The organism is Acidisoma sp., assembly GCF_035492295.1.
Taxonomy (GTDB): Bacteria; Pseudomonadota; Alphaproteobacteria; order Acetobacterales; family Acetobacteraceae; genus Acidisoma.
In genome coordinates, this window is the sequence record NZ_DATJJK010000081.1 from 1 (window position 1) to 5,276 (window position 5,276).

General features: G+C 60.7%; 7 protein-coding genes. 3 read left to right on the forward strand and 4 right to left on the reverse strand.

Translation table 11 applies throughout. From position 1 onward, the window contains the following. From VL752_RS05805 to VL752_RS05815, 3 genes are all read right to left on the reverse strand, one after another. On the reverse strand, positions 1–177 hold a 177-nt coding region (locus VL752_RS05805; RefSeq protein WP_325353093.1), incomplete at its 3' end, for an FAD-dependent oxidoreductase. 123 nt (positions 178–300) lie between these two features. Next, the gene (locus tag VL752_RS05810; protein WP_325353081.1) at positions 301–1,116 is read right to left on the reverse strand and encodes a DeoR/GlpR family DNA-binding transcription regulator; all 816 of its coding nucleotides are present in this window, start codon (positions 1,114–1,116) and stop codon (positions 301–303) included. A 24-nt stretch (positions 1,117–1,140) separates the two neighbouring features. Continuing rightward, on the reverse strand, positions 1,141–1,806 hold the full coding sequence (locus VL752_RS05815) for a 2OG-Fe(II) oxygenase family protein (protein ID WP_325353083.1): 666 nt from the start codon (positions 1,804–1,806) through the stop codon (positions 1,141–1,143). Positions 1,807–2,253: 447 nt separating this feature from the next. On the opposite strand from VL752_RS05815, the gene VL752_RS05820 reads away from it, so the two are divergent. Together VL752_RS05820 and VL752_RS05825 are read left to right on the forward strand one after the other, a co-directional pair. After that, positions 2,254–2,778 (forward strand): hypothetical protein, encoded by a 525-nt coding sequence (locus tag VL752_RS05820; protein ID WP_325353085.1) that lies wholly within the window; start codon positions 2,254–2,256, stop codon positions 2,776–2,778. Between the two features lie 3 nt (positions 2,779–2,781). After that, entirely contained in the window at positions 2,782–3,303 is a 522-nt protein-coding gene (locus tag VL752_RS05825; RefSeq protein ID WP_325353087.1) for a DUF5384 family protein, read from the forward strand. A 514-nt stretch (positions 3,304–3,817) separates the two neighbouring features. Here VL752_RS05825 and VL752_RS05830 read toward each other — a convergent pair. Further along, the gene (locus tag VL752_RS05830) at positions 3,818–4,714 is read right to left on the reverse strand and encodes a LysR family transcriptional regulator (RefSeq protein WP_325353089.1); all 897 of its coding nucleotides are present in this window, start codon (positions 4,712–4,714) and stop codon (positions 3,818–3,820) included. Between the two features lie 212 nt (positions 4,715–4,926). On the opposite strand from VL752_RS05830, the gene VL752_RS05835 reads away from it, so the two are divergent. Then, positions 4,927–5,276: SDR family NAD(P)-dependent oxidoreductase (locus VL752_RS05835; protein WP_325353092.1), on the forward strand; the 350-nt coding region annotated here is incomplete at its 3' end.

Here is a 5,276-nt window from a genome sequence, read left to right on the forward strand (position 1 = left end):
CAGCCCGCCATGGATCAGCTTGGTGGAGGCAGAGGAGGTGCCGGAGGCGAGATCGCGCTGTTCGCAGAGAAAGACGCTGAACCCCCGCCCCGCCGCATCCCGCGCAATGCCGCAGCCGTTCACGCCGCCGCCAATCACAGCAAGGTCGTATGGCTCAGGGGTGGCTGCGGAATTCACCGTCGTTTCGTCTCCCTATCCGCGCTCTCTGTGGGCGCTTCTTCTTAACAGGACTGAAACACGAAACTTTCGAATGTGCAAGCGATCAAAGCGCGCAAAATCCGAAAATGCATCTGGTCGCGCTTACTCCTGCTCCTCTTCGATCTCCCCGCCAGTCTCGATGATTTGGATTCCGAGGCGTTGAAAAAGTTCAGACATTTTCGAAGGAAGCTTATCGGTGACCAAAGTGTGGATTTCGTCCAGCCGGGCAATACGCACCGGAGCGCGGCGGCTGAACTTGGTCTGGTCGGTGACCAGCACCACCTGGCGGGCATTTTCGATTATTGCGCGCGAAACCTGCACTTCGCGAACATCGTAATCGAGCAGTGTGCCGTCCTCGTCGATCGCCGAGGTGCCGATGATGGCGAGATCGACCTTGAACTGGCGGATGGTGTCAGCCGCCATCTGCCCCACCACGCCGCCGTCGGTCGGGCGGATGGTTCCGCCCGCAATCACCACGCTGATGGAGGCATTGCGGTAGAGCGTATTGGCGACATTGATGTTGTTGGTGATGACGAGCAGGCCGGTATGGCCGAGCAGCGCCTGCGCCACCTCCTCGGTCGTCGTGCCGAGATTGATGAATATCGATGAATGGTCAGGAACGAGCGTCGCTGCGGCCTCGCCGATCCGACGCTTGTTGGACTGTGCGACCAGTTTCCGCGCCTCGTAGGCGAGGTTCTCCACCCCGGAGGCGACGACAGCGCCGCCATGGGTACGGGTGATGAGGCGCGCTTCGCTGAGGTCGTTCAGATCGCGCCGGATGGTTTGCGGCGTCACGCCGAAGCGGGCAACGAGATCCTCGACCGAGACCCGGCCCGTCTCGCGCACAAGGCCAACGATCTCCTGCTGGCGGCGGGAGGCGGGGCGCAGAATATCCATGGTCGTCCTAGTGTCTGTCATGGGGGAGTTTTGTGGTTCTTTCTCTCAAGAAAGAACACTCTCGTCCTGGCCGGGGTGCTGGGCGAGGCCGAGGTTGAAGGCGATGGAGATGCGCAGCTGCGAGCCCCGGTAAGGCCGCACCTGGTGGAAGAGCCAGGAGGGAAACAGGAATAGCAGGCCCGGGCGCGGGCGGATGGTCTCTCCCGAGCCGACTGAGGCACCATCCTCACCCGCGAATTTCAAGGCAGGGGCATACATGCCGGGACCGGGGCCGCGCGGGTCGATCATTTCGAACTCGCCGCCGAGTGCCGGGTCCGTCGCGCAGCCGCCATCATCCACATAATAGGTGCCGGACCAGAAGCTGCCGGGATGGTAGTGGCAGATATTGGCGTCCCCCGGCCCGTTGACATTGGCCCAGGCTTGGGTGGTCCAGGTCGGGTAGACGGGTTGTCCCTTGCGGTCCGCGGTCATGCGATTGGCCACTTGGCGGGCGGCCGCCAGGATTTCGCCAACGCGCGCCCCACCCCATTCCTCCAGCGCGCGATCGGAATGCCAGCCGCCTGCATTGGACGCCTGGACCGAGGGGTTGGCCGCCCGCCGCTCCAGGATGAGCCGGCGGAGTTCGGCATTGCGCGCCTCGGCATCCGGCAGTTCGACGGCGGCGACCGGCGTCGCAAAAAGGCCACGAATGTTGATTTCGATGCGCGCCATGTTCGTTTCCCCCGGGCGGACCCTGGGCGCTGAGAGCGATGGCTGTCAAGCGGAAGGGAAGGCAACCGGGGGCGGCTACGCATAGCATTAGCGACCGGGCGTACAGAACCTATGTGGTCCGGAACCCTCGCGTGCTTCGTTTCACGTCAACGGCTGCTTATCCCTGTCAACGGGGGGCGGTGTTCGGCTGCTGACAGCAGAGGGCACGGGGCGGCCTATGCGGCTCAACCTTCCGCGTCCTTCAGCATCGTTGGGGGGGTGCCGCACTCATCCAACGTGAGATTCTATCAAACATTATTATATCATAATATATGTTAAGTCAACATTAAAGTTAACCTTTCGAAAGAATGTTTGTGAGGAGCAAAAAATCCGGATTGACACCCGGCCTGAAGGCAGTCCTAGATACATAACATAAAGTTAACGAACCCCGTGGAGGAGCAAGTGCCGATGTCAAACCCTTGGGCTAAAATATCTATCGGAGCGGCTTTTTTAGCTGCTCTGTCAACAACGGCTTGTCAGGCTCCTGGAGAAAATGCTAAGGCAAATGTTTACAGCGAAAGTCAGGTCAATAGCCGACAGGCCGCTGAAGTGATCGACATTCTTGCTGTGATGCCTGCAAAGGTGGAAGTCAGTAACGAACAGAATCAAAAAACGGCACAGGTTATCGGTGGGCTTTTAGGGGCGATTGGCGGCGGAGTGCTCGGCGGCAGCCTAGCCAATAATGGTTTGGCAGGAGGAACGGCGGGAGCTGCGGGTGGTGCGGTTGCGGGTGCTGCAGCTGGCTCTCTTGTATCGTCCGAGGCTTTGGTTTCGGGTGTTTCGATTACCTATGAGGATCACGGACAGACTTACAATTCTGCTCAAGTTGGCGATATCTGTGAGTATGCGCCAGGAAAGGCGGTCATGGTCGCGACTGGGCCTGGGGTCACACGAATTCAGCCAAACACAAAATGCCCGCCGCCTAAGGCATAGCCTATGAAGAGAATCCCGATCCTGCTGATCGGCATTGGGCTATGCTTTGGTGGCTCAGGCGCAGCACAGGCGCAAAGCCTTTCCGATCAAATAGACTCTGTGTATGCCGCGCAACAACAGAACGAGGCTGCAGCGCGAGCCCAAGCCGATGCGCAGCGGGCCGCGATGCAGCGCGCGCAGCAGCGGCAGTGGACAGCAGAGCGAAGAGCTGCGGCAGCCGCAGCCTCACGACATGCAGCCCAGCAGGCGGCAATCGAAGCAGACAAGAAGCGAGACCAATCCTATCAGGACCAGCTTCGCGCTTTGGACGTTCAGGAGCGTGAACTCCAGCTTGAGGCCGAGAAAGGGCGGCTTGCTCGTGAGAATGATTTCATCAACCAGGAATTGGATCGGAACAAGGCAGAAACCGATGTAATTCAAGCCCAAGCAGACGCAACAAGAAACATCTCATCGGGGACAAAGAGTTTTCTCGAACAGACCGGGCAAGCTGAAGTCAAAGCCGAAACGCCGAGCGTGTCGAATTAGGATTAGCCAGAATGCTGCGGCTGTGCACGCTGCTCATGCAGAGTCTGCGAGCTGGACGAATGGAGGCCAGCCTCAGCGTGACCACGGTATCCGTCTGGACTGCAACTGGCAGTTACTGTGATAGAGATAGAAGGACGCCACGCTCGAAAGAGGACAACTGGTTCGACCCCCCCCGGAGTTGGTGGCGCGGGTGAAGCGGACGCGGGAGGCGCAGCAAAAGGCCGAAAGCCAGCAGCGACCTCGGATGGTCCGGTCACCCCGGGTGCATCGTACGGCTTGGCGGCTTTGGACCCATCGCGGGCGGTAGCCGGAGCGTCCTACGATCCCCAAAGCGGATATCACCGGTGATATCATCCCGGCGGCTACGCGCCCATCTGGGCGCTGGAACCGCTTGAGAAACGTTCCCATTCAACTTGGTTCCGTCTTCCATTGGCGCATCGGCCAAAGTTCGGGAAGTTTGTTGGCTAGAACATTCCGGTCGGTTCGCTTCCGGTCAAAATCCGCCTGCTGTCTGTCAGTCGCGCGATGCGGACATCCCCGCGAGAAGGGGAGCGTGCGCGGCGAGCCTGCGAGACAGGAACTCTGTAAACATCCGCACGCGCTTAGTCTTGCGCGTCTCCCCCTGGGTGAGAAGCCAGAGCGTTCCGTGTATGTGGAGGCCAGAGCCGGGCGCTCTCACGAGCAGCGGGTCGGCATCTCCCACAAAGCAGGGCAGTATCGTCATGCCAAGCCCCTGCCGCACCGCCGCGATCTGCGTCTCGCCGTCCGTGGTCTTGAACGGAACTCCCGCGGCGCTGACCTCGCCCTCGCGCGCCCAGTCGGAGACGCCATTCTGGCTCACGACGATCCACCGGATGGGATCCGCCGCGCCCGCACGCCACGCGGCCAATCGATCGCGAGCGATGTAAACGCCGCCGAACAACTCCGGTCCCTTCAGGCCATGCAGATTGAGCGGTAGAGTCTTGCGGTCGTAAACAACGCGGATCGCGACGTCGGCCTCGCGGTTGGTCAGATTTGCCAACTCGCCGGATGACTGGATCTCCATCTCTATCTCAGGATGCAGGCGCGCGAACTCGGCGAAGTCCGGCATGAGCAGGTGGGTTGCCAGCGGCGGCGCCAGCGTGACCCGCAGAAGCCCGCGCACACCTTGATCGCGACCGAAGACGCGTGTCTCCAGCTGGTGGGACGTCGCTTCCATCTGGTTCGCGAGCTCTAACACCTCCTCGCCCGCAGGTGTCAGCCGATAGCCCGCGGGACGCTTTTCGAACATCTGCGCACCGAGATGTTCCTCGAGCTGAGCGATGCGTCGCAACACGGTCGCGTGGTTCACCCCGAGGCGCTTGGCGGCGGTGCGCACCGAGCCCGCGCGTGCGGTGGCAAGAAAGTAGCGAACGTCGTCCCAGTCGATCATGGTGCATTCTCGCGCCGCGCAATGGACCTTCAAAGTCCGCTTCTAGCCTGTGGAGCCGAAACACGCGAGTTCACTGGGGCTGTCAGCCATTTCCCCGGTTCGCTTGTGCACCACCGCTGTGCGTGATTTCGCACTCGCTGAACGACCGAGGTACGTCCATCTGGAGGGGCTCAGGGACATCCCCAACCACCCACATCGAAGGATACGAGGCTATGAGAAAGCTGGAAGGCAAGGTCGCCGTCATCACGGGCGGAAGCAGCGGGATCGGGTTGGCCACGGCCAAGCGCTTCGTTGAAGAGGGCGCCCACGTTGTAATCTCAGGGCGGCGAGAGAAGGAGTTGAAGGAAGCCGCAGCCTTGATCCGAGACAACGTCACCACGGTCGCAGGGGACGTCACGCGCCTGGAGGATTTGGACCGTCTCTACGCCGTCGTGAAGGAGAAGCACGGTCACATCGACGTCCTCTTCGCCAATGCCGGCTGGGGTGAAATCGCGCCGCTTGTAGCGGCTACCGAAGCTCATTTCGACAAAACCTTCGACTTAAATGCGAAGGGAACGTTCTT

Coding starts and splice junctions, on each gene's coding strand:
- VL752_RS05810 (WP_325353081.1), bottom strand. CDS start 1,116: ATGACAGACACTAGGACGACCATGGATATTCTGCGCCCCGCCTCCCGC.
- VL752_RS05815 (WP_325353083.1), bottom strand. CDS start 1,806: ATGGCGCGCATCGAAATCAACATTCGTGGCCTTTTTGCGACGCCGGTC.
- VL752_RS05820 (WP_325353085.1), top strand. CDS start 2,254: ATGTCAAACCCTTGGGCTAAAATATCTATCGGAGCGGCTTTTTTAGCT.
- VL752_RS05825 (WP_325353087.1), top strand. CDS start 2,782: ATGAAGAGAATCCCGATCCTGCTGATCGGCATTGGGCTATGCTTTGGT.
- VL752_RS05830 (WP_325353089.1), bottom strand. CDS start 4,714: ATGATCGACTGGGACGACGTTCGCTACTTTCTTGCCACCGCACGCGCG.